20 protein-coding genes are annotated in these 18,201 nt (G+C 45.8%); 12 read left to right on the forward strand and 8 right to left on the reverse strand.

The window, feature by feature from the left end; translation table 11 throughout:
* Window positions 1–338 precede the first annotated feature (338 nt).
* The 3 genes from ACZ5FK_RS02205 to ACZ5FK_RS02215 are packed head-to-tail and all read left to right on the forward strand — an operon-like array spanning window position 339 to window position 3,601.
* Window positions 339–1,487: a hypothetical protein gene (locus ACZ5FK_RS02205; RefSeq protein WP_464806282.1), complete on the forward strand. Its 1,149-nt coding sequence runs from the start codon at window positions 339–341 to the stop codon at window positions 1,485–1,487.
* Window positions 1,487–2,680: a hypothetical protein gene (locus tag ACZ5FK_RS02210; RefSeq protein ID WP_464806283.1), complete on the forward strand. Its 1,194-nt coding sequence runs from the start codon at window positions 1,487–1,489 to the stop codon at window positions 2,678–2,680. Before ACZ5FK_RS02205 ends, ACZ5FK_RS02210 begins: the two co-directional genes overlap by 1 nt.
* Window positions 2,681–2,704: 24 nt before the next feature.
* A complete protein-coding gene (locus ACZ5FK_RS02215) occupies window positions 2,705–3,601 on the forward strand; it encodes an ATP-binding cassette domain-containing protein (RefSeq protein ID WP_464806284.1) in 897 nt (298 codons plus the stop codon).
* Window positions 3,602–4,214: 613 nt separating this feature from the next.
* On the opposite strand, the gene fni is transcribed toward ACZ5FK_RS02215, so the two are convergent.
* On the reverse strand, window positions 4,215–5,243 hold the full coding sequence (gene fni, locus ACZ5FK_RS02220) for a type 2 isopentenyl-diphosphate Delta-isomerase (RefSeq protein ID WP_464806285.1): 1,029 nt from the start codon (window positions 5,241–5,243) through the stop codon (window positions 4,215–4,217).
* Window positions 5,244–5,434: 191 nt separating this feature from the next.
* Here fni and ACZ5FK_RS02225 point away from each other — a divergent pair, with 191 nt between their 5' ends.
* The gene (locus ACZ5FK_RS02225; protein WP_464806286.1) at window positions 5,435–5,836 is read left to right on the forward strand and encodes a hypothetical protein; all 402 of its coding nucleotides are present in this window, start codon (window positions 5,435–5,437) and stop codon (window positions 5,834–5,836) included.
* A 50-nt stretch (window positions 5,837–5,886) separates the two neighbouring features.
* Here the strand turns inward: ACZ5FK_RS02225 and ACZ5FK_RS02230 are convergent, their stop codons facing one another.
* From ACZ5FK_RS02230 to modA, 3 genes are read right to left on the reverse strand one after another with little or no spacing between them, the layout of a single operon-like run.
* Window positions 5,887–6,540, reverse strand: a complete 654-nt coding sequence (locus ACZ5FK_RS02230) for an ATP-binding cassette domain-containing protein (RefSeq protein WP_464806287.1) — start codon at window positions 6,538–6,540, stop codon at window positions 5,887–5,889.
* Between the two features lie 4 nt (window positions 6,541–6,544).
* Entirely contained in the window at window positions 6,545–7,237 is a 693-nt protein-coding gene (gene modB, locus ACZ5FK_RS02235; RefSeq protein WP_464806288.1) for a molybdate ABC transporter permease subunit, read from the reverse strand.
* Window positions 7,238–7,259: 22 nt separating this feature from the next.
* The gene (gene modA, locus ACZ5FK_RS02240; RefSeq protein ID WP_464806289.1) at window positions 7,260–8,039 is read right to left on the reverse strand and encodes a molybdate ABC transporter substrate-binding protein; all 780 of its coding nucleotides are present in this window, start codon (window positions 8,037–8,039) and stop codon (window positions 7,260–7,262) included.
* A 201-nt stretch (window positions 8,040–8,240) separates the two neighbouring features.
* Here modA and ACZ5FK_RS02245 point away from each other — a divergent pair, with 201 nt between their 5' ends.
* Window positions 8,241–9,191: a substrate-binding domain-containing protein gene (locus ACZ5FK_RS02245; protein WP_464806290.1), complete on the forward strand. Its 951-nt coding sequence runs from the start codon at window positions 8,241–8,243 to the stop codon at window positions 9,189–9,191.
* 256 nt (window positions 9,192–9,447) lie between these two features.
* Here the strand turns inward: ACZ5FK_RS02245 and ACZ5FK_RS02250 are convergent, their stop codons facing one another.
* Window positions 9,448–10,659, reverse strand: coding sequence for an AI-2E family transporter (locus ACZ5FK_RS02250; RefSeq protein WP_464806291.1), 1,212 nt, complete (start codon window positions 10,657–10,659; stop codon window positions 9,448–9,450).
* A gap of 11 nt (window positions 10,660–10,670) precedes the next feature.
* The gene (locus tag ACZ5FK_RS02255) at window positions 10,671–11,630 is read right to left on the reverse strand and encodes an LCP family protein (protein WP_464806292.1); all 960 of its coding nucleotides are present in this window, start codon (window positions 11,628–11,630) and stop codon (window positions 10,671–10,673) included.
* A 156-nt stretch (window positions 11,631–11,786) separates the two neighbouring features.
* Between ACZ5FK_RS02255 and ACZ5FK_RS02260 the strand changes: the two genes are divergently transcribed.
* The 5 genes from ACZ5FK_RS02260 (at window position 11,787) to ACZ5FK_RS02280 (ending at window position 15,367) form a co-directional block, all read left to right on the forward strand.
* Window positions 11,787–11,888 (forward strand): YjcZ family sporulation protein, encoded by a 102-nt coding sequence (locus ACZ5FK_RS02260; protein ID WP_464806293.1) that lies wholly within the window; start codon window positions 11,787–11,789, stop codon window positions 11,886–11,888.
* Window positions 11,889–11,992: 104 nt separating this feature from the next.
* Complete coding sequence (gene msrA, locus ACZ5FK_RS02265) at window positions 11,993–12,526, forward strand: peptide-methionine (S)-S-oxide reductase MsrA (protein WP_464806294.1); 534 nt, start codon at window positions 11,993–11,995, stop codon at window positions 12,524–12,526.
* A gap of 99 nt (window positions 12,527–12,625) precedes the next feature.
* Complete coding sequence (locus ACZ5FK_RS02270; RefSeq protein WP_464806295.1) at window positions 12,626–12,880, forward strand: hypothetical protein; 255 nt, start codon at window positions 12,626–12,628, stop codon at window positions 12,878–12,880.
* Between the two features lie 103 nt (window positions 12,881–12,983).
* Window positions 12,984–14,597, forward strand: a complete 1,614-nt coding sequence (locus ACZ5FK_RS02275; protein WP_464806296.1) for an ABC-F family ATP-binding cassette domain-containing protein — start codon at window positions 12,984–12,986, stop codon at window positions 14,595–14,597.
* A gap of 98 nt (window positions 14,598–14,695) precedes the next feature.
* Window positions 14,696–15,367, forward strand: coding sequence for a hypothetical protein (locus ACZ5FK_RS02280; protein WP_464806297.1), 672 nt, complete (start codon window positions 14,696–14,698; stop codon window positions 15,365–15,367).
* 43 nt (window positions 15,368–15,410) lie between these two features.
* On the opposite strand, the gene ACZ5FK_RS02285 is transcribed toward ACZ5FK_RS02280, so the two are convergent.
* On the reverse strand, window positions 15,411–15,611 hold the full coding sequence (locus ACZ5FK_RS02285) for a cold-shock protein (RefSeq protein ID WP_464806298.1): 201 nt from the start codon (window positions 15,609–15,611) through the stop codon (window positions 15,411–15,413).
* A 194-nt stretch (window positions 15,612–15,805) separates the two neighbouring features.
* Window positions 15,806–16,111 (reverse strand): DUF1033 family protein, encoded by a 306-nt coding sequence (locus ACZ5FK_RS02290; RefSeq protein WP_464806299.1) that lies wholly within the window; start codon window positions 16,109–16,111, stop codon window positions 15,806–15,808.
* A 231-nt stretch (window positions 16,112–16,342) separates the two neighbouring features.
* Here ACZ5FK_RS02290 and ACZ5FK_RS02295 point away from each other — a divergent pair, with 231 nt between their 5' ends.
* Together ACZ5FK_RS02295 and ACZ5FK_RS02300 are read left to right on the forward strand one after the other, a co-directional pair.
* Window positions 16,343–17,005 (forward strand): 5-bromo-4-chloroindolyl phosphate hydrolysis family protein, encoded by a 663-nt coding sequence (locus tag ACZ5FK_RS02295; RefSeq protein WP_464806300.1) that lies wholly within the window; start codon window positions 16,343–16,345, stop codon window positions 17,003–17,005.
* Window positions 16,992–18,197 (forward strand): toxic anion resistance protein, encoded by a 1,206-nt coding sequence (locus ACZ5FK_RS02300; protein WP_464806301.1) that lies wholly within the window; start codon window positions 16,992–16,994, stop codon window positions 18,195–18,197. The genes ACZ5FK_RS02295 and ACZ5FK_RS02300 overlap by 14 nt, the downstream gene beginning before the upstream one ends.
* Window positions 18,198–18,201: the final 4 nt, after the last annotated feature.

An 18,201-nucleotide genomic window follows, 5' to 3' on the forward strand; every position in this document is an offset into this window, starting at 1 on the left:
TCATTCGGATTTTTTAAAATAGTATGAACATAGTTTCATGAATAAGAATGTAAGTTGCAGGTTTATTTACTATAACCTTGTGGCTTTTTGTTTTTTGTGGCGATTATGCTGAACAACTATTTGACAACTTTGGTCACTTCTCTTGGGAGGTGATCAGTTGGACTAATTCCTTTGGAGATATTGATTTGGACGGTATATGGAAAAAGTATTTTCGAAATTATACAATCGGGTATTCTTTTTTTGAATTGTCTGTTATACTTTCAATTGTGTATTTTGTCCCAAATTCTGATTTTACAGAAAGCCTGAAGTAACTAAATAAAAAAACGAGGGGGATATGAATGTTCAGCTATATGAAAACTGTGTTTCTTGTTGAACGGAAGAACTTAAAGTTCAGATCGATATTCTTTGTATTAATTCTTTTTATTATCGGCTCATTTATTTTTTTGCAGAACAGTCAATTCAGAGAACTGAAAACAACAACAGCAGCCGAGGTTGTTGCCTTAAATTCTGCTCTAGATCAATTTAGAAAGGTAGACGCAACCGATCCAGAGGTTGCTTCACCGCTTTATCGAAATCTTATCAACCAGTCTAGCAATTTAGCCAATAGAACACTCGGCTATATGATTAATAATGACGCCACTTATATAAAGGGCGCGATTAATCTCACAAAAGTAAGAGATGAAGTTTACACGATGGATGGCTTTAATGAGGTATCTCAATTTATTCCTACATACCGTCAAAATCAATTAGAGAAAGCTCTTTTCACAAGTATAGAAGCACAAAATGAAAAAGTGTTAATAGATAATGCTAACTTTCCAACTTTTATCATCCTCTTGATTTTTGTCCTAGGATATGGGTGGTACTTGTTAGTAGGTATCCTTTCTTCAGATATTTTGTTGGATGAAGAGGAACATAAATCACTTGTAAAAGGATATCCGATTACAATGGCATCAAAGCTGACCGCCAAAATTCTTAGTTATTTTATCTTTGTTTTCGTTTTACTGCTCTTCACCTTGACGATAACAATCTCGGTTGCCGCTATCAAATACGGCATTGATCTATCGTATCCAGTTGCAATATTTAATGGTGATTATTTTACAATCCCTATTTGGCAGTACATTGGAGTAGCATTTCTGTATTTTCTGTGCCTGTCCCTTTTGGCAATATGTATTTCTATCGTATTAAATTATTATTTGAAAAACCTTTACATTGTTATCTTTACACATTTCTTTTTCTTCTTAGTGATGACTTTGGTTCCAAAGTTGGGGGATTGGCTATGGTTTTTACCGTTTAATTACTTTAACTTTTCCACGGTGATTGACGGCCAGGCTGCGGAGTATGCAGGGAATCAGTTGATCACTTTAAATACCGGTTACGCTGTGCTGGTACTTGCGATACTTCTACTCTTTCTATTTATTTATTGGCAGTTCTATCGAAGCAAAATCAACCAAAGGAATACGGCAATTCCAGGGGGTGGGAGGGCATAATGGAATATATTAAATGGGAAATTATTGCATTTTTCAATAATCGCAAAAACTTAATTCTCTACACAATAGTAGTAGTAGCCAGTCTGTATTATGCTGTTTATATCTCACCGACTTATCAGCCGATTGAAACAGTCAACAAGAGCGAAATGCAGTCAAGGTATAACGATAGACAGAAATTCCTGGATAATGTGGTTATTTCAGAAGGGACCCACCCCCTCACTGTATATGCCTATCAAGTGTATCCGGAATGGAATCGATTAGACCGTGAGAGGCTGACTGCTTTAACCGACGGGGATTTACGAGCATATGCGCAAGCAACGAATGAATGGTACTTGTACTCAGACGAACAGATTTATCATAACCATTTTGATTCACTTCGTTATACACCCGGGTACTATACATACGGAAATATGTTTGCTTTTTACGATGGTCATTACGCCTTTCGCTACTCTGCCGAGAGATATGGCAAGTATGCAGCTGGAGACTATACATTGAATTTGAATGTTTTTGAAGAACGAACTGCCCTTCAAACACTTCAGAGGGTGTTGGATTCTTTCCTGCCATATGTTTTACTGATCTTGTGTCTGCTGTTATGCAACGATGTCGTCTTGAAAGACCGAAAACATCCAAGTATCGTGAATGGCTTTCCAATGACACCATTTAAACGAATGATGATGAAAGGCTTTGTTGCCTTGGTAGGGGGAGTAACGAGCATCTTGCTATTGGTACCAGCTTTTCTCGTTATCGGTTTCAGGGATGGATTTGGGAGCTTACAGCTGCCGGCAGTCGTCTACGAGTATAAGAATTTTAATTTAGGCACTTTTGAAAGCATGTCCATGGGAATGTTTTTAAGTCAAAATCTAGTGATGATTCTGTTATGGTTCATTGTGATTATTGGGTTAGTGCTCCTTATGAGCGTACTATTGAAAAATGAATATATCAATCTGACAATCGGCGCCTTATTCTTTTTGGAAATTACGTACTATCAAAGAGGAGGCATTATTAGCGATTGGTTAAGTTACTTGCCTACGTCATATGTTCAAACCGGGGAAATACTGAGCGGTCATAGAAACTATTTGCTAGCGATCGGATCACTGGAATTTGAGAAGGGCTTTATCGTAATTCTTTTGACTGCAGTCCTGATCGTGATCCTTATTGGGTTCGTTACAAAGAAAAAGAAAATGACAATATAAGAGGGTAGAGAGGGAGGTAGCACGATGATTCAAGTGAATAATGTTGTTGTCCAATTCGGAGAACGAAAAGTACTCAACGACATGAACATAACGTTAAACCCTGGAGAGATTATTGGGTTAGTTGCTCCTAATGGAACAGGGAAGTCAACATTGCTAAATGTTTTGATGAATTATCTTGTACCGAATGAAGGGGAAGTGGTTTTCGATAATAAGCTTCAGTATACGAATAAGAAAATCGAGGCACATATCCGTTCATTGATCACAATGATGCCTGATCAAAGTGATTTATATAATCATTTGGATGGCCTTGACCACTTAAACATTTATCGCCAAATGTGGCGACGAACGTCAATTGATCCGAATGAGGTCGTGGAACGTCTCAATATGTCACATTACGTGAAACGAAAAACCTACCAATACTCACTTGGCATGAGGCAACGGCTATGTTTTGCAATGCAAATCGTTGCAAATACACCGTATATGCTGATGGATGAGGTCATGAATGGATTGGATCCTGATAATGTTGAATTGATATCAAAGTTACTTGAAGATAAAAAGAAAGAAGGCAAGATCATTATTATCGCCTCCCACTTGTTAGAGAACCTTGAAAAGTATGCAGATCGGATTTTCTTCCTGAAGGACGGGGAATTTATTTACGCCAGGGATTATAGGGAAGCTATTTCAGAAGAGACATACTTAAAATTCAGTTCAAGGGAAAACAATAAAATAGTTGAGGAACTGAAGCAAATCGTTCCGGAGCTGACGTTCAAGGAGCTGTCGAATGAGCGTGTCATTATGGATGTTGAACAATTCACGCCGGAGCAGTACTTGAAAGTACAAAATCATATCAGCTCACATGCCCAAGTGAAGATGCAAATCGGTCCACTTGATTTATTGGATAGATATAGTGTGTATTATTAAGAGTACATGGGCGGCTGAACTCCTCGCAATCTAATCGATGCTTATTTAGAGTAAGTGGACTTTACGAAAATAGAGCGCATATCTGAAATAAGGATTTGCGTTCTTATTTGATCAATAGCACTTGACTGCAATAATTTATAAGTAACCAGAATGTATAAAAGCTGAATAAAAGTAAAGATAAAATCGAAATTTAATTGGAAAATTATTTTCGAGAGAAATTTAAGAGATAGTGACAGTCCGAACTTTGATGTCCAAATAGTTCGGACTTTGGTGTCCTTGTACATCCTTGTACAATTTCTCTTCCGTCTCAATGTTTTAAGTATACTTATAAATGATACTCAACTTTCAACTTTTTATATTATGTAAACTAAAATAGAGAATGCGAAAATGGAGGCTATTTTTCCAATTGCCCTTTCGCACTTCATTATCCGTCGCTTTAAGCTTGCAGATCTATCGTTTTAACACGCATTCACTCTCTTGCAATTACTTATAAACATGGTCGTTGACCGCATTATGACATAATGACGGATGCCAGGATCCAGTCATGGCATCCGCTTTGGTTACTTTCTGCCTGCATACGAACATTTGTTCATCATCCGTAAAAACGGCACTTTCAGCTGATCTTCACCCGGTCTGTCGATTGTAGCTGATCGATCGACTCTACACCGATCCCGAACATCGCCAGTCTCAGTTCAAGTTCTTTCGTCTTCATAACTTGCACGACATCTTCAGCTGACTGTGTCGCTTCCGCCAGGATGGATCGTCCGAAACCTGCGAAGTCAGCTCCGATTGCAAGTGATTTTGCTGCATCCAAGCCATTTTTCAGGCCGCCGCTTGCGATGACGAAACTGCCTGGAACAGAATGACGGACGGAGCGGATACTATCGGCAGTCGGAATGCCCCAGCCACTGAACGACTCGGCTGTGCTGCGTTTGACGGGGTCCTGCGTACGGTGTTTTTCCACCTGGCTCCACGACGTTCCTCCGGCTCCTGCCACATCGATGAATGAGACGCCTGCATCTGCCAGTTTCCTTGCAGCACTGCCGTCAATCCCCCAGCCGACTTCCTTAATGCCGACCGGCACGTCTAGAAGACTGCATAATTGCTCAATCTTAACGAGCAGCCCTTTAAAATTCGTGTCTCCGCCTGTCTGGATCACTTCCTGTATGCTGTTCAGATGAAGGACGAGAAAATCAGCTTCCGACAGTTCGATTATTTTCCGGCATTCCTCGATGCCGAATCCATAATTAAGCTGCACTGCACCGAGATTCGCAATCAGCGGCACAGACGGCGCAAATTTCCGGATGAGGAATGATTCGCGGTGGCTTTCACTCTCTATGAAAGCACGCATAGAGCCGAGGGCAAGCGCCCAGCCTTGCGCTTCTGCCGCTTCGGCTAAATTCCGGTTGATCGCCTCCGCATGCGCCGCCCCGCCCGTCATGGAACTGATCAGAAATGGTGTTTTCACCGGACGGTCCAAAAAGACGGTTTCCGTGCGGATTTCATTGAAATCGATTTCAGGCAGTGCATTATGCACGAACGAGATACTTTCCAATCCTGTTGTTATATCTGTCCCTGTCACCCGCTCCGTAAGAACGATATCGATATGCTCCGCTTTTCGTTTATGTATAGCTTCAGGCACACTAGTTTCCGCCTTCCTCGATTGACACCGATTAATGTATTAAGTATAGGACATAATCCACTTGGTTTCACCTTCCCGACTTGCCGCCTGCAGCTAAAATGCAAAATGCGACATGTATCCTGGGTATCACCTACACAACAATCGGAATTCTTTCATATACTGCTATATCGAAGTGAGTTCGGAGGTAGCCTATGTATTATTCACCCTATCCACATGGCTTCAGACCCGCGCAGCTTTCGTACACACCAGTCTATCCCGGCTATATCGCCACGCCTGCTCCCCCTATGCAAGGAGGCGGTCAGTTTCCCGCGGTGGATACGAGGCAATTCCATATATCCGCCAGGCGTTTCAAAGAGGTCATGGGGCAGGCTGATCTGTTTATCGGCAAATTGACAGGGTCCGATGACTTTGCGCGGTCGCTGATGGATGCGGCACAAAAGTCCAATCAGGCCGAAGTGGAACGCCTGATCCGTTCGGCAGGCATAACGGTCAAATTCGATATGCGTTATACGCCGGATGGCATCCGGATTGATTTTTCCAACAGCGATGCAGAGAATGGCTGCTGCACTTTGCGCATGGCCCTAAGCTGGTGATAAAGCGCAAAAAAGACAGACGGAACTTGCTTATGCTCCGCCTGTCTTTTTTAAACACCTATTATCTCTTCCTGCACGATTGTACCTCGATCCATCACCAATATGCGGTCGCCGAGTTTTTGCGCTTCGCTCTTATCGTGAGTGACGATCAAGAAAGGGATCTTCCATATGCTGTGGAGCCGAAGCAATTCATCCTGGCATTCGGCCCGCGTCTTCTCGTCCAGCGCAGAGAGCGGTTCGTCGAGTAGCAATATCGAAGGCTCTGTCGCAAGGGCTCGCGCAAGAGCGACCCGCTGTTTTTCGCCGCCCGAAATCTCGTGCGGATACCGCCTTAGAAGATGCGGTATGCCGAGCACCTCAACAAGCTGGCGGATTGCCGTTTTTGCCGCCTCTCTCCTTTCCTTCTTCACACCGTACCAAATATTCTTCTCCACAGACATATGAGGGAAAAGTGCGTAATCTTGGAACAGATAACCGGTATTCCGCTTCCTCGTCGGCACAATTCGATCTGATCCTTTATAGAATGTCTCACCATCCAACCGGATCATTCCCTGGTCAGGATGGTTCAGTCCAGCGATACAATTGAGCACTGTCGTCTTGCCGGCTCCCGATGCGCCGAACAGGACGATAATTTCGCTTTCCGCCTCAAACTGCACATCCAGTTCATAATGGGCAAGCGACTTTTGAATATCGACCTCTAACACCCTATCACCTGTCCTTCCCGCCAGCGTACCGCTTCATATTCCGTTTGCTCCACCAGTTCAGCCACATGATTGTGCTGAAGCCGAGAGCCACAATAATGATCACCCAAAAGGTCGCCTTTTCCATATTTCCTGATTCCACCGCGAAATAGATCGCCATTGGAATGGTATCTGTCCTGCCTGGGATGTAGCCGGCCAGCATGAGTGTAGCTCCGAACTCACCGAGGCCTCTTGCAAATGACAGGACAAGTCCTGCCAGCAGACCTGGCCACGCAAGTGGAAATGCGACTGTCCAGAACACCCGCCACTCGGAAGCTCCCATCGTCCTCGCTGCTTTTTCCAGCCGGTCATCTATATTCTCGAAAGCCGCAGCCGCACTTTGGTACATGAGCGGAAATGAGACGACAGCCGATGCGATGACCGCACCGACCCATGTGAAAACAATCTGAATGTCGAACCATTCAAGAAGTGGTTTTCCAATCCATCCATGCTTTCCAAACAGGATCAGGAGGCCGAAGCCTACAACAGTCGGCGGCAGGACAAGCGGCAGCAGGAAGAAGGATTCCAAGATGCCTTTACCGAAGAATTGGCGCCTGGAAAACAAGTGGGCCAGAAAAACGCCTGATAGGAAGACGACTGCCGTAGAAATCGCCGCCACTTTCAATGACAGCAACAAAGGAGTATAATCCATTAGTGGCATTGTTCTATCCCCTTTCAAGTGATTACTGGAAACCGTACTTCGCCAATATCTCTCTTCCCTCATCACTTTGCAAATAGTCGAAGAATGCCTGCGCTTCATCAGAATGAGCGGAATCCGCGATCACCGCGCCAGGATACACAATCGGATCATGCCACTTCGGATCGGACGTGGCAACCACTTTCACTTTATCAGAAATGGCGGCGTCGCTTGAATAAACAACTCCATAATCCGCATTTCCCATTTCGACATGGGTGAGAACTTGCCTCACATCGGAACCGAGGACCAATTTTCCTGCGAGCGCATCCCATAAGCCGAGATGTTCAAGCGTCTGTTTCGTGTATCTGCCGGCAGGCACGCTCTCCGGTTCGCCGATTGCAAAATAATCGATTCCAGAAGGATCAAGGTCTTCGAAAGTCGTTATATTGGAAGTTGAGCTATCATTGACGATCAGGACAAGTATATTCTGGGTAAAATCCTCCCGTGTCCCCTCTTTGAGGAGTCCCTTCCCTTCGAGCGTGTCCATATCCTTCTCGCTGGCGGACAGGAACAAATCCGCGGGAGCGCCTTGTTCAATTTGCGCAGCAAGCTTGCCGGAGCTGGCAAAGTTGTACGTCAGCTTGATATCATTCTCTTTTTCATAACCACTTTTCATCTCATTCAGCGCATCGGTCAGGCTGGCCGCTGCAGATACAAAGACCTCTGCTGTCTTCTCGTTTGACTTGCCCGCTTCCGCTGTCTTGTTATCTGATGAACTGGAACATGCAGCAAGAACAAGCAAGGCCATCAAAAATGTCAGGGTCATTTTAGCCTTCATCCTATTACCCACTCCTCCTTATATGTAGTTACTATTAATTATAACTAGTTATAACATAAGATAACTAGTTATATCTAGTTATAATTAAATATACTTCATTATCACTATCCATCTTCTCTTATCACTTCCTATAAAAACAAATGTATACATGATACACTAATAGCAATGAGGATAAAGGACGTGAGCCAAATGACGAATGAACAGCCGATCTCCTATACGACAGAAGAAATCGCAGAACTTCTAAAAGTCTCCAAACTCACTGTATATGATTTGATAAAAAAAGGGGAAATTGAGGCATACCGCGTCGGCAGGCAGATGCGCATTGATCAGGTGGATTTCGAAGCCTATAAAGAGAGGATGAAAAGCGGCGGCGCGTCTCGCCCAGAAACAGCAAAACGCGAAGAAGAGACGCCCCGCATGATGCTGAAACCCGCCCGTCCTGCAATCATAAGCGGACAGGATTTAAGCCTGGACCTGCTCGCGAGCGCTATGGAAAAACGGGTGCCCGGCTTCCGCCCTCTCCGCTCCTATACAGGCAGCTTGAACAGCTTGGTAGCCATGTACAGCGGGGAGGCCGACCTCGTCAGCATGCACTTATTCGACGGGGATACGGGGACGTATAATATCCCATATGTAAAACGGATCCTGGCAGGCAGGCAATTCATTGTCATGAATCTGCTTTCAAGAAAAGCAGGTCTTTACGTTCAGAAAGGGAATCCGAAAAAAATTAGGGAGTGGAGCGATTTCAGGCGTCCAGGGCTGACTATGGTCAACCGGGAACAAGGCTCCGGCGCCCGTATCCTGTTTGAAGAGATGATGCGCCTGGAAGGAATCCGCGCGACAGATCTCAAGGGGCATGCTGATGAGGAGATGAATCATATCGCGGTCGCCGGGAAAATCGCAGCAGGCCTGGCGGATGTCGGAATCGGCATCGAGAAGGCCGCACAGATGACAGGTGCGGAATTCATCCCGTTAATTGACGAGCAGTATGATTTGGTCATGCAGAAAACGGCCGATAATGAATCACAGCGGGAACTTGTCCTGGATATTTTGAGGTCTTCAGGCTTCCAGCAAGAACTCGCTTCCCTAAAAGGATATGACCTTACCAAGACCGGAACAGTTCTTTATGAAACAAATTAAGCTACTGAAAACAGGAGGTTGTCCGAAAAGACGAAAATCGCCAGAACCGGCACGCTTTCCGCGGGCACGGCCCGAGCCTCCTCGCTTCGCTGCGGGGTCTCGGACTCGTGCTGTTCCCGCAGGAGTCGGCCGTTTCTGGCGATTTTCTACATCCTCATAAGAATCTTTTAAAAGGTCCTAATAATGATTTATACTTTCTGGACAGCCCCATTCTCTCTCATTCTTTGTCAGTGTTTTTATATTTCACTAGATAAGTTTACATAAGATTATTATTTGCAGACTGCCGGCTATCCGATTCATAATGCATCGCTTCGTCTGCTTCGAATTGGTTATACCTCAGTCGATACAGCTTGTACAGATGAGTCATCATCACTTTGAGAAGCGCGTATCCGGGAATCCCTAGAATGACGCCTGGCACTCCGAATAAAGACCCCGCCGACAAAAGCACAAAGATGATTGTGATCGGATGTATTTTGAGTGACTTCCCCATGATTTGCGGAGAAATGAACTTTCCGTCGATCAGCTGAACAATCGTCCAGACCACTGCAAGCTTCACTAACATGAAAGGCGACGTAACAATTGCAATGATAATGGCGGGCGTAATGGCGATGATCGGCCCTAGATATGGCACAACACTCGTGAACATTGCAAGGACTCCGAGCAGCGGTGCGTACTTCATCTTAATGATCATGAATCCGATCGATACCATGATGCCTATGCAGATCGCGACAAGGATCTGCCCCTGGATATATGCACTGATCTGATGGTCCGCGTCTTTGAAAATGGCAGCTGCGTCCTTCCGGAATCTTGGCGGCAGCAGCTTTAAAATATGCTGGGGGAGTTTCTCGCCGTCTTTCAGCAGATAAAAGAGGATGAATGGCACAGTGACGATTGCAAGCACAAACCCCGTCAACGCGGATATGAACGAAGACACGCCTGAAGCGATCCCGCCAATCGCATCTGTCACCATCTTTCCGACTTCGCCAAGCCCTTTATCAAGCAGCTCATTTATATTCACATCAAGTCCGTTGTAATAGGACTGGAACACAGAAGTCCGTAAGAACGTATCGATGTTCAGAAGCATCTGCCTGAAATATGAAGGGAATTCGTCTGACAGGTTCGTAAACTGCAGCCGCAAAAACGGAAACACCAGCACGACAAGCAGCGTGATAAGCCCTGCCACGCCAATGAATAGTATCAGAATGCCCCACATCCGTGGAATACGGATCCGTTCAAGCAGCCTTAGGATCGGCCGGAGAATATAGTATGCGATTGTTGCCAGGATGACCGGCAGAACGACTGTCGAGAAGAAGACTTTGATCGGATAAAAGATGAATGCCACTTTGCTGTAGACAAGAATGATCAATCCGATGAGCAGGAACAGGCCGAGCACATAAAGCGTAGTGCGGCCGCCGAGGAATCCGACGACGCGGCCGCGGTTCAATTGTTTACCGTCTTTCATTTTCATCCACCTTCACTTTATTTATCGGCTGAGCTGAGAAAGGAAGAGAGTGCTTCCTTGTTCCTTTCGATATCAAGCTCAATGACTGCGCCTGCATGGCTGTAGGTCTGGAAAGAATACGAACCTTCCACCGGAATTGTCATCGTTTCGATGGACGCCCCCCTCTTCATGAGCAGCGATAGTGCGCGTGAAAGTTCCTCTGTCGAGCTCATATCTGTTTCGACGAATCCGGATACCGCTCCTGCGAGCTTTGGTATCTTTGGCAGCATGCCTGGCCGGATCGCCTCTTCCTTGACGGCTTTGATGACCGTCTGCTGCCGCGCTACACGGCCGAAGTCCCCTTCACTGTCAGCGCGGAACCGTGCAAAGCCGAGCAGCTCCTTGCCGCCAAGCTTCTGTTTGCCCGGCATCAGAGTCACGCCGATCTTTTCGGACATCTCCTTCTCCACGTTGATCTCGATCCCCTTCGGAAAAGCCGTATCGATGATCGCTTCAAAGTTGTCAAAATCGACAATTGCATAATGATGGATCGGGATTCCGAACATCCCGGTGATCGTATCCTTTGCGAGTTGTACACCGCCGAGGTAATACGCTGTATTCAACTTATAGGATTGGTATCCTGGAATTTCGGCATAAATGTCACGCATGAGCGAAATGAGCCGCAGTGCACCCGCATTCTTATCCCAGGACAATACCATCATCGTATCAGTCCGGGAGCGGCCGCTGCCGTCATTATCAATGCCGAGCAGCAGGAAATTTTCCACGGACGGCTGCTTTGGGTCGATCATATCCCCTTTGAATTCACCGGGATCAATCTGTTTGCCCTGCGATAGTGCGCGTCCCGCATTGTATTGAAAGTAAGAGTAGATGCCTGTCAGCAGGATGCCGAAAAAAAGGAATGTCACAATGACACGGCCGACACGCAATTTGCGCCTTCTTCTTCTTCTCGGCACCGGTCCTTCGTATTGATCTGTCATTCGTTTGATTCCTCCGCTATTTATGTGTTTTCTATTAGGACGAGTGGAATAGTTCCTGGTTCCTCTCCTTGTCACTTTAGTATATCATTTTGCACCGGACAGACGTCCATTCACTCAACTGCCTCTTGCATACGTTAGAGAAGAGGAGGTGCACATATGGGATATGAATCTTGCGGTGGAGGATACGGAAGTTCCTTTACATTGATTGTCGTGCTGTTTATCCTTCTAATTATCGTCGGGGCATACTATTATTGCTGATTCCCCAGGCGTCACCTGATCTGCAAGAGAGCGCTTTGTGCTCTCTTGTTTTTTGTTGGCACAAAGAAGATGGTATAATGGCATAAAAAGAGGAGGAAGCACAAATGGATCAACAACAAGCGCAGCGCGCCACTTTTGCAGGAGGCTGTTTCTGGTGCATGGTGAAACCGTTCAAGGAGTGGGACGGCATTATTGACGTAGTGAGCGGTTATATGGGCGGTCATCTGGAGAACCCTACATATGAAGATGTGAAAGGCGGCGAATCAGGTCACTTGGAAGTCGTCGAAATCACGTTTGACCCGGTTTTGTTCCCTTATGATGAACTGCTTGAAATCTATTGGCAGCAAATCGATCCGACAGATGCGGGCGGCCAATTCCATGATCGTGGCCATTCCTATTCAACTGCGATTTTCTATCATACAGAAGAACAGCGCAAACAGGCAGAATCCAGCAAAGAGCGTCTTGAAAAAAGCGGCCGCTTCAAAAAACCTATTGTCACGGTCATCCGGCCGGCTGATACATTTTACCCGGCGGAGGAATACCATCAGGATTATTATAAGAAGGACAAGGACCACTACGAGGAAGACCGTGCTAAATCAGGACGGGATGAATTCATCGCAAGCCACTGGGAGAAATAAGCCCAAAACGCCGCCTGTGCGGTGTTTTTTTATGAAAGACTGCGTTTTTGCGCTTTCCATACCCTTCCATGTATAATGAAAACGGAAAGGATGGATGGCATGAAGATAGACCAGTGGGCGTATGCGCGCAAATATCAGATCAAATGCACATTTGATGAATTTCCGGATACAGTTGTCCTGTTCCGCCAGATCTCCGGCTACTATTTCATATTCTCCATGAAAGGGCTCAATGCGGAGGCGTATCCGTCCCGCAAAGATTACGTCCGTATGGAATATTTACTGAATAAAGAACTTGGTATGCTTGAAGCGTATAAGAACCGAAAGCGGATGCAGAAATCGACAATCCCTTCTTGACTTTCATTTTTCATTGAAAAGCCAGGTTTTAGAGGGCATCGCCGTTTCCCTTGTGCAGCATTTCTGCTATAATGGGAGCATTGTGAATTTAGGAGGATCAGCTATGATAGCAGTAAGTAATGTAAGTCTTCAATTCGGCGACCGTAAGCTGTTTGAAGATGTGAATATACAGTTCAATCCAGGCCATTGCTATGGTTTGATCGGAGCGAACGGAGCGGGGAAATCGACTTTCCTTAAAGTGCTCTCCGGTGAAATCGAGCCGCAGACCGGAAATGTCATCATGAACAAAGACGAGCGGCTTGCCGTCTTGAAACAGAACCACTTTGAGTACGAGGAAAACGAAGTGCTCGACACGGTCATCCGAGGGCATAAGCGCCTGCACGATATTATGACCGAAAAGAATGCCATCTACATGAAAGAGGATTTCTCGGATGAAGACGGCATGCGTGCTGCTGAACTCGAGGGTGAATTTGCTGAACTGAACGGATGGGAAGCGGAATCCGAAGCAGCCATCCTCTTGCAAGGTCTAGGCATTCCGGAAAGTCTCCACCATGTCAAAATGAGTGAATTGACAGGTTCCGACAAAGTGAAGGTCCTTCTTGCACAAGCTCTGTTCGGCAAGCCGGATGTCCTTCTTCTTGACGAGCCGACCAACCACCTTGACCTTAAAGCAATCCGTTGGCTGGAAGAATTCCTGATCGACTTTGAGAACACAGTCATCGTCGTATCGCACGACCGTCACTTCTTGAATAAAGTCTGTACGCAGATTGCCGATCTCGATTTCTCGAAAATCCAGCTATACCCTGGAAACTACGACTTCTGGTATGAATCCAGCCAGCTCGCTCTGAAGATGGCTCAGGATCAGAACAAGAAAAAAGAAGAGAAAATCAAAGAATTGCAAGCGTTCGTCGCCCGTTTCAGCGCCAACGCATCAAAATCGAAACAAGCGACTTCCCGGAAGAAGGCATTGGATAAGATCCAGCTGGATGATATCCGTCCTTCCTCCCGCCGCTATCCGTTCGTCAACTTCCAGATGGGCCGAGAGATCGGAAACGATGTCTTATCCGCGGTTGGCGTCTCCAAATCGAAGGATGGAAAAGTCCTCTTGAAAGACGCTACCTTCACGATGGGCAAAGAGGATAAGATTATCCTTCTTGGGAATCCTCTTGCTAAAACAGCCCTTCTCGAAATATTGGCGGAGGAAGACACGCCAGATGAAGGAAGCATTAAATGGGGCGTCACAACATCTCGTGCCTACTTCCCGATTGATAACAGCGAGTTCTTCGATGAGACGACAGAACCGACACTTGTCGATTGGCTCCGTCAATATTCACCAGAGGACCAGACTGAAACGTTTCTTCGCGGTTTCCTGGGCCGGATGCTGTTCTCTGGCGAGGAAGTGAAGAAAAGTCCTTCAGTTCTCTCAGGAGGAGAAAAGGTCCGTTGCATGCTGTCCAAGATGATGCTCACAAGTGCAAACGTCCTTTTGCTAGATGAGCCGATGAACCACCTTGACCTAGAATCGATTCAGGCACTCAACAATGGCTTGATGGCATTCAAAGGCGCGATGATCTTCACATCCCATGACCAGCAGTTCATCCAGACTGTTGCGAACCGGATCATCGATATCCATGATGACGGCACAATTTTCGATAAGATGATGCCGTACGATGAATACATCGAGTGGAAAGAAAAGCAAACTGCCGTATCTAACTGACCGTCCGCCGTCCATCCCCTTCTTTGGGATGGGCGGTTTTTCATTTTACGGATAAATCATATTCCAGCGGGCACTCTATGAAAAAGGAGTGTTGGAAGATGAAAAAGCTGTTTCTTCTATTCGTCGTCATGGCTATGCTGAGCGTGTCCGCCTGTTCCGGCAAACGGCCGGTCACAATGAACAACAGCGGAAATAGCGGTGAATCGACGGAACCGTCAAACATGTCATACCAAACGAATATCAAACAGGTCGACAAGGGCCTCAGCGACTATTTCCTGCCAGCTGGAACGGAAGCGAATTTTAAAGGGGAAGGCAACCAGTATGCGGATCTTGAGATTGATGTAGCAAAACCATATGAGGACTATGTCATCACATATGAATATAATGGCGGCGTCATGGCGCGCTATATATACCAGATCGGCAAGGATCAAATTACGACGATCAGCTACGATACAGTCGATACGCATGAAGATTTCCCGACCCTAGCAGAAATCAAGGCAATGAACCCGGTAGGCGTCTATCTGCAGAAACCATTTGAAGTGGGCACTACATTCGGCCAATGGAAAATTGTCGAGACGGGTGTTCAGGTTGAAACCCCATACAAGACATTCGACAACGCATTTGTCATCGAATCGTCAGGCGCGGATCACCTGCTTCGCAAATTCTTTGTCGAAGGCTACGGAGAAGTGAAACGCGAGTCAGTCATGAGAGCTGCGGACGGCACGGAATATACCGTCACCTCTTCCCTGCAGTCTGTTTCAACTCCATGAAAAAAGAGGCATCTGCCCGCAGATGCCTCTTTGTTTGGTTCAATTATAGTTTCACGACATTCGCAGCTTGTGGGCCACGGTTGCCTTCAACAACTTCGAATTCTACGTGTTGGCCTTCATCCAACGACTTGAACCCGTCTCCTTGGATAGCAGAGAAGTGTACGAATACATCGTCTTCCCCATCGACTTCGATGAAACCGAAGCCTTTTTCCGCGTTGAACCATTTAACTGTACCTTGTTTCATGTTACGACCTCCAAATGATAAATACTTGCTAATACATGAACTCTTGCGATGAAAAATTCACATATTACAAAAAGTACCGAGCCGCCGATCACTTTTTGTAATACGTGAATGCGTCATAACCGGTAATAACATATCACTGTTACTATACCATAACCAATTTCAAAGTTCAATAAAATAATATAAAATATTCGAAATTATTTTGATTGGAAAATGGCAGCGGGTTCTCCGTCTTTCAGCAATATGATTCCATGGAACAATTGTATGCTTTCATCACACCCTTCACAATATACCCGCTCTGTCTCTGTCCAAAACGCAAAAAAGCAATTTTTTCTTTGTTCCTTGTAAGAATGTTCATCACTCAACCGATTGTACAATGTTTGGAAATAGGCTCGGGCCTCTTCCCTTTCGTCAAACTGTTTGCCTTCTTTGACTTTTTCTCGCCATTCTTCGAACATCCACCAAGGCTCAAAGTCCGCTTTCATGTATATAACTTCGAACATTGGATTCCCCTCCATTCCGGTTTGCGGTGAATGAACCCCATTTTAGCAAAAGCCCTTTCCTTTTCCAAGCAATTGATATGGACGGCGCTTGGGCACATTCAAAAGAAATGTGTTCCTATTCAAAATCGGGTATAATGGGAGTAGGACGATGAAACTTTTTTCGCTCCAAAACGTACATGATACTATCTATCCGTCAGGACATATATATGCAAAAGGAGGCCTTGGTGCACTATGCAAGAGGTCAAACAATTTTTCATCAGACACTTCATCACCGCACCAGTCAGTTTCGGGACATGGCTGATTTTGCTGCTCGGAGCAGGTATGAACTTCTTCGCGGCAACCGGCATCATGATCGCCCTTTACCTCGGAGGCTCTTTTTCAATCAAGCAGCTTCAAATCGCTTCGAATGTAAAGAAACTAGGAATGACAAGATCCGAATTTAATCACATCAAAACCCAGATTGCAGAAGCAAAAATGAAGATCAGAAGACTGAACAGCCTGTATGGACAAGTGAGATCGGTCCAGGCATTCAAACAAGTATACGAAATGAACAACTTGGCGCGGCGCGTGCTCGGCATAGTGAAGAGCAACCCCCGGAAGTTCTATCACGTTGAAAAATTTTTCTATTCCCATCTTGATTCTGCGGTCGAGCTGACGAGCAAGTATGCCATGCTTGTCAATCAGCCGCTGAAAGACCAGGAACTCCAGATCGCTCTCCAGCATACCCGGGAGACGCTGACTGATGTCAATAAACAGCTTGAACAAGATCTACGGAGTGCATTAGTGACTGATATCGAGAAGCTTCAACTGGAGCTTGATTATGTAGATGTCACGTTGAACCGAAACAAACCGCTGATTGATATGAAAGGGGAATTGCCGCATGACAGAAAATAGAACAATGCAAGACGAAGACGTAAAGTCATTCGATGACTTGTTGGATAACCCATTTTCGATGAATGAACCGCTTCTTCCGAAAGAAATGATGATGGAAACAAAAGATAGCACGCCTTCCGCGCAGGTCACTCTCATGGAGCGCCTGTCCCCAGAGGAACAGGAAAAAGCGAAACAGCTTGCTGAACAGATTCCTGTCGGAAACTACGAATCAATCATCACTTACGGAGCGAACGCGCAAAACGAACTCTCTAAGTTCTCACATAAGATGCTCGATCACGTACAGAGCAAGGACATCGGCCCTGTCGGCGATGTGCTGAGCGATTTGATGAATAAGCTGTCAGAAATCGATCCAGAGGACTTGTCGGATAAAAAGAAATCAGGCCTCAGCCGACTGTTCAGCAAAGCGACACGGTCAATACAGGAAATGATGACGAAATACCAGAAACTAAGCACACAGATTGACCGGATCGGCGTCCAGCTTGAACATTCAAAGCGCGGGCTGCTCGAAGACGTGCATATGCTCGACAATTTGTATGAACAAAATAAAACATACTTCCAAGCACTCAATGTCTATATCGCGGCAGCTGAACTGAAACGTGATGAGATTGCAAATGTCATCATCCCAGAGATGCGGAGGAAGGCAGAAGCTTCTAACGATCAGATGGCATTCCAGGAAGTGAACGACATGGGTCAATTTTTGGACCGTCTTGAGAAACGGCTGTATGATTTGCAGCTTTCCCGTCAAATCACTATCCAAAGTGCACCGCAGATCCGGATGATCCAGCAGACGAACCAGACGCTGGCAGAAAAGATCCAGTCATCCATCATGACATCGATTCCACTTTGGAAAAACCAGATTGCCATCGCACTGACGCTGAATCGCCAGCGGAAAGCAGTCGAATCACAAAAACTGGTGACAAAGACGACAAATGATCTTCTGCTCAAGAATTCCGAGATGCTGAAGATGAACTCCATCGAGACGGCGAAAGAGAACGAAAAAGGCATTATCGAGATTGATACACTGAAAAAGACACAAGAAAACCTCATCCAGACGATTGAAGAGACACTTCTCATACAAGCGGACGGCCGGGCTAAGCGGAAAGCCGCAGAGGTCGAAATCGCCCGTATGGAAGAGGAACTCAAGCAGCGCCTGATCGCAGTGCATGATAAAACACAAAACCGCCCTTCATAAGGCG

This window comes from Sporosarcina sp. GTC18466 (assembly GCF_055389225.1).

Bases quoted from the DNA above. Each gene is read 5' to 3' on its own strand.
- ACZ5FK_RS02205 (WP_464806282.1), top strand. From the start codon at position 339: ATGTTCAGCTATATGAAAACTGTGTTTCTTGTTGAACGGAAGAACTTA.
- ACZ5FK_RS02210 (WP_464806283.1), top strand. From the start codon at position 1,487: ATGGAATATATTAAATGGGAAATTATTGCATTTTTCAATAATCGCAAA.
- ACZ5FK_RS02215 (WP_464806284.1), top strand. From the start codon at position 2,705: ATGATTCAAGTGAATAATGTTGTTGTCCAATTCGGAGAACGAAAAGTA.
- ACZ5FK_RS02225 (WP_464806286.1), top strand. From the start codon at position 5,435: ATGTATTATTCACCCTATCCACATGGCTTCAGACCCGCGCAGCTTTCG.
- modB (WP_464806288.1), bottom strand. From the start codon at position 7,237: ATGCCACTAATGGATTATACTCCTTTGTTGCTGTCATTGAAAGTGGCG.
- modA (WP_464806289.1), bottom strand. From the start codon at position 8,039: ATGACCCTGACATTTTTGATGGCCTTGCTTGTTCTTGCTGCATGTTCC.
- ACZ5FK_RS02245 (WP_464806290.1), top strand. From the start codon at position 8,241: ATGACGAATGAACAGCCGATCTCCTATACGACAGAAGAAATCGCAGAA.
- ACZ5FK_RS02250 (WP_464806291.1), bottom strand. From the start codon at position 10,659: ATGAAAATGAAAGACGGTAAACAATTGAACCGCGGCCGCGTCGTCGGA.
- ACZ5FK_RS02255 (WP_464806292.1), bottom strand. From the start codon at position 11,630: ATGACAGATCAATACGAAGGACCGGTGCCGAGAAGAAGAAGAAGGCGC.
- ACZ5FK_RS02260 (WP_464806293.1), top strand. From the start codon at position 11,787: ATGGGATATGAATCTTGCGGTGGAGGATACGGAAGTTCCTTTACATTG.
- msrA (WP_464806294.1), top strand. From the start codon at position 11,993: ATGGATCAACAACAAGCGCAGCGCGCCACTTTTGCAGGAGGCTGTTTC.
- ACZ5FK_RS02270 (WP_464806295.1), top strand. From the start codon at position 12,626: ATGAAGATAGACCAGTGGGCGTATGCGCGCAAATATCAGATCAAATGC.
- ACZ5FK_RS02275 (WP_464806296.1), top strand. From the start codon at position 12,984: ATGATAGCAGTAAGTAATGTAAGTCTTCAATTCGGCGACCGTAAGCTG.
- ACZ5FK_RS02280 (WP_464806297.1), top strand. From the start codon at position 14,696: ATGAAAAAGCTGTTTCTTCTATTCGTCGTCATGGCTATGCTGAGCGTG.
- ACZ5FK_RS02285 (WP_464806298.1), bottom strand. From the start codon at position 15,611: ATGAAACAAGGTACAGTTAAATGGTTCAACGCGGAAAAAGGCTTCGGT.
- ACZ5FK_RS02290 (WP_464806299.1), bottom strand. From the start codon at position 16,111: ATGTTCGAAGTTATATACATGAAAGCGGACTTTGAGCCTTGGTGGATG.
- ACZ5FK_RS02295 (WP_464806300.1), top strand. From the start codon at position 16,343: ATGCAAGAGGTCAAACAATTTTTCATCAGACACTTCATCACCGCACCA.
- ACZ5FK_RS02300 (WP_464806301.1), top strand. From the start codon at position 16,992: ATGACAGAAAATAGAACAATGCAAGACGAAGACGTAAAGTCATTCGAT.